Genomic DNA, 3642 nt, shown 5'->3' with positions numbered 1-3642 from the left:
TTGTTGGCAGGAGTAGGGAATATTGGGTTGGATTCGGCGTAGGGCGGTGAGCATGGTTTCGTTTGCGGCGACGGCGATTTCGTCGTCGGTAGACGCCAGTCGGACGGTGAATTCGTGTCCATTCTCCACCGGTGCGGGGGAGAAGCGTTCGTAATGCAATTCGATGTCGGGGCGGTTGTGGAGGTAGGTGCGGAGTTTTTCGAGCATGGGGACGGGGCCGCAGGTGTAGATGGCGGTGCCGGCCTTGGGTCCGTTGTCATCACCGCCGGTGAGGTCGGTGATGGTGGGTAGGCCGTGGGTGTCGTCGGTGCGGATGGTGATTTTGTTGCCGTATTGGGTGAGTTCGTGGCGGAAGGGTAGGGAGTCGAGGCTGCGTCCGGTGTAGAGCATGGACCAGTTGAGGCCGAGTCGTTGGGCGGTGGCGAGCATGGGCAGGATGGGGGTGATGCCGATGCCGCCGGCGATGAATCGTAGGTGGGTGGCCTCGGAGCCGTAGCCGGGTAGTGCGATGGGGAAGGCGTTGCGGGGGCCTTTGATGGTGAGGGTGTCGCCGATGTTGAGGGTGTCGTGGACTTCGATGGAGCCGCCTCCGCCGTCTGGGATGCGGCGGATGGCGATGCGGTAGTAGTCGCTGGTGGCGGGGTCTCCGCAGAGGGAGTATTCGCGCATGCGGCCGGATGGGAGGAGGAGGTCGAGGTGGGCTCCGGCGCGCCACATGGGTAGTGGTCCGCCGTTGGCGTCGGCCAGGGTCAGGGCGATGACGTTTTCGTCTTCGGCTACTTGGGTCCGATCAACAATCCGAACCCGCAACGACCCATCATTTGCTCGCAGTTTTCTCCGGAGCGGAGATACAAGCGCCCAGCCCGGGAACCAAATTTTCATTACCCCGGTGATGTAGACGAGGAATGGATCGCTGGGCCAACGTCCGGTTAGCGAAGGTGGCGGAACGGTCATGTCAGTGGTGTGTGAGTGCTGCTTGGTCATAGTCAATGTGCGTTCCTGGCTGCTGGTGATGTCGCTAGGTAAGCGACGGCCTGGGCGGTGTTGCCGACCTGGGAGGGGTGAAACCAAGGATTGAAATAGTTGATCGAGTGAAGCAGAACTTTGGGGACCGACGGTGCCATCCCGGCCCGAACCGCACGTTGATATTGGAAGAACCGTCGATGGGCCCTGATCGGGCCATTAGAGTCGCGCAGTGAGATATAGCGACCAGCCCGAAAGAACAAGATGAGAGCTCCGGGGACTACCGCGACCATCGCACGACCGCGGCGCAGGTAGCTGTCGCCAAAGTATGACGCGACATTGTATGCGACACAACGATGTTCGACCTCTTCGGCAGCGTGCCAGAGAAATAGGTCGGCCATCGCGGGATCGGCTCCGGCTTCGCGCCAGGTGCTGTTCAGGGCGAAGTCGCCCAGCACGGCGGTGTAGTGTTCGGCTGCCGCGATGAGCCACAGGCGTTCGACCAGATGTTTGCGCTGAGCGCGTGCGGAGCTTTTTGGTTTGGGTGCGAGTAGCTTGCGAAAGACCCATTCCACTTGGCGCTGAAAGGGTTCGGGGTCGATACCGTTGGCCTTGACGAAGTCCACGAGCGCCTGGTCGTGCGCGGCGGCGTGCATTGCCTCCTGGCCGATGAACCCACGCATCTCCGCGGCGAGTTCTTCGTCGCGAACCATTGGCAACGCCTCTTCGAAGGTTTTGACGAACCATCGTTCCCCTTCGGGCAGAAGGAGATTCGCGCCGGTGACCAAGTTTGAGACGTACGGGTGCTTTGGTATCCAGTGAAAATTCACGTCCCGGACGTCGAATGAGACATCGCGTGCGTGTAGCTCGACCGGTCCCGTGCTAGTTGGTACCGAGTCCGTGGTGGTTTTGGCAGTTGAAGCCATGTCGTCTCCTTTGGCTCGACGGACAGCAGTTGAGGTGAATCGGAGTCGGTAACGGTCAGAGCGGTAGGCGTCCATTGGATTTGAGCGCCGCGACTATCGAGCGGGCGACCTTTTTCGGTGCGCCGGGGCGAATAGTGGATACAACGACGCGGTTGCGAGCAAGGTCCGCGCGCAGCGGCGCCGACAGTGGATTAGACGCCACGGCGGATGCGATGTTGACAATCTTTCCGCCGGCACCGCGCTCGACCATCTGAGGGCCGAAGGCGTTACTGCCGGACAGCCCGCCCCCCACATCGTTGATCACGATGTCCGGGACGCCGTGTCGTGCTGCGACGGTGGCCGCGAACTCGTTGAACCCGTCGGTGTCGGCGACGTTAAGCGCATACGAATGTGCCAGCGCCCCTTTGCTTTCGCACTCGCGGGCGATGTCCGCGGCATCGGCGAGGTCGTGGGCGGCCACGATGACCTCGCAGCCGCTCTCGGCCAACAGGGATGCCGTGTCCCGGCCGTATGTGCTAGTGGCACTGGTGATTACCGCGAGCTTTCCGGAAAGTTTGCCGGGCTGTGATCGAACACGCGCGCGGTCCATGCCGTTGGGGCGGCGGGGCAAAGTCCGCCCTTCGAGTGAATCCAGGAATTCGATTGCGGTAGCGGCTAGGTAGCGAGGGTTGGTGTACGGCAGCCAATGCCCGGTCGCGCTGGACCGGCGCCACAGCCGATCGACGTGTTGGTAGGTATAGGTGTATATCGCCGGGCGTAGCGCGATGTCGCGCTCATTGATGATTTCCAACACCGGAATTTTGGCGGGCCGGGTGTTGAGTATCGATATCGTCGGCCGAATGTTGGCGCGGTAGTACCGCATTCCGTTGACTGTGTCCCTGTTAAACGTATCGCCGAGCACGATCTGGCTCTTCTTGGTGCCCTCGCTGCGTCGTAGGAATTCGCGCCAGATGGCCGGTCGTCCAGCGAGCCGCCAAAATAGATTGGTCAGCAACGGAATTCGAAAGAATCCGGTGTACGCCGACGATATTGCCTGCAACAAGCCGCCGACCAGATTTGCCGGGCTGGGGCGAAGGACACTCTTACGAACCCACTCTGCCATGTAGTTGAGGTTTGGACCGGAGACCGAGATGAAGGATTTGAGGCGACGCTCGGCTCCCGGGGTCGTCACCGCCTCCCAGCTCTGGATCGAGCCCCAGTCGTGTCCCATCACGTGAACTGGCGCCGCTGGACTAACGGCGTCGGCTATCGCGAACAGATCGGCTGCGAGCTCAGTCACGCGGTAACGAGCCGTCTGGGACGGAATCGAGGTTTCGCCGTAGCCGCGAGTGTCATACGCCGCGACGTAGTACCCGGCGTCGACCAGCAGAGGGCCGACGTGAGTCCACAGATGGTGAGTGTCCGGCCAGCCATGTACGAGTACGACGGCGGGATTCGCTGGGTCGCCCAATTCAAATACGGCCAGGTCAACGCCATTGTTGGTTACTATTCGCTTACGCCAGTCGACCATGATTCTCCCCTCCGGGGTCGCTTTCAAGATGACGTTACCACCGGTTACATGTAACTGGAAGAGGAATCAGAGCACTGACTGAGATAGTTGGTTGTTCGTCGGGCGCCTGGACTGTAGGGCGGTGCTTAGATGTTGTGTTGCGGGGTCTCGATACACGCGCGTCTCGCTAGCGCTCGTCGGGCGCACTCGGCCATCGGTGTGGGATGCGTGCTCGCAGGCTCGCGCGACGGCGCTCGACCATCG

3 protein-coding genes are annotated in these 3642 nt (G+C 61.4%); all 3 read right to left on the bottom strand.

Going from position 1 to position 3642, the window contains the following annotated elements:
* Nucleotides 1–984, bottom strand: a 984-nt coding sequence (locus GOEFS_RS17465) for a ferredoxin reductase (RefSeq protein ID WP_007319269.1), incomplete at its 3' end; no start/stop codon positions are given.
* A 2-nt stretch (nt 985–986) separates the two neighbouring features.
* A complete protein-coding gene (locus GOEFS_RS17460; protein ID WP_007319268.1) occupies nt 987–1889 on the bottom strand; it encodes a metal-dependent hydrolase in 903 nt (300 codons plus the stop codon).
* Nucleotides 1890–1944: 55 nt separating this feature from the next.
* Entirely contained in the window at nt 1945–3399 is a 1455-nt protein-coding gene (locus GOEFS_RS17455; RefSeq protein WP_007319267.1) for an alpha/beta fold hydrolase, read from the bottom strand.
* Between the last annotated feature and the right edge of the window lie 243 nt (nt 3400–3642).

This window comes from Gordonia effusa NBRC 100432 (assembly GCF_000241305.1).
GTDB classification, from domain to species: domain Bacteria; phylum Actinomycetota; class Actinomycetes; order Mycobacteriales; family Mycobacteriaceae; genus Gordonia; species Gordonia effusa.
Note: the sequence above shows the minus strand (reverse complement) of the source record. Positions and strands in the feature narration are given on the sequence as shown.

What these genes read in the sequence shown, in the direction of transcription:
- GOEFS_RS17455 (WP_007319267.1), bottom strand. Translation starts at nt 3,399, where the DNA reads ATGGTCGACTGGCGTAAGCGAATAGTAACCAACAATGGCGTTGACCTG.
- GOEFS_RS17460 (WP_007319268.1), bottom strand. Translation starts at nt 1,889, where the DNA reads ATGGCTTCAACTGCCAAAACCACCACGGACTCGGTACCAACTAGCACG.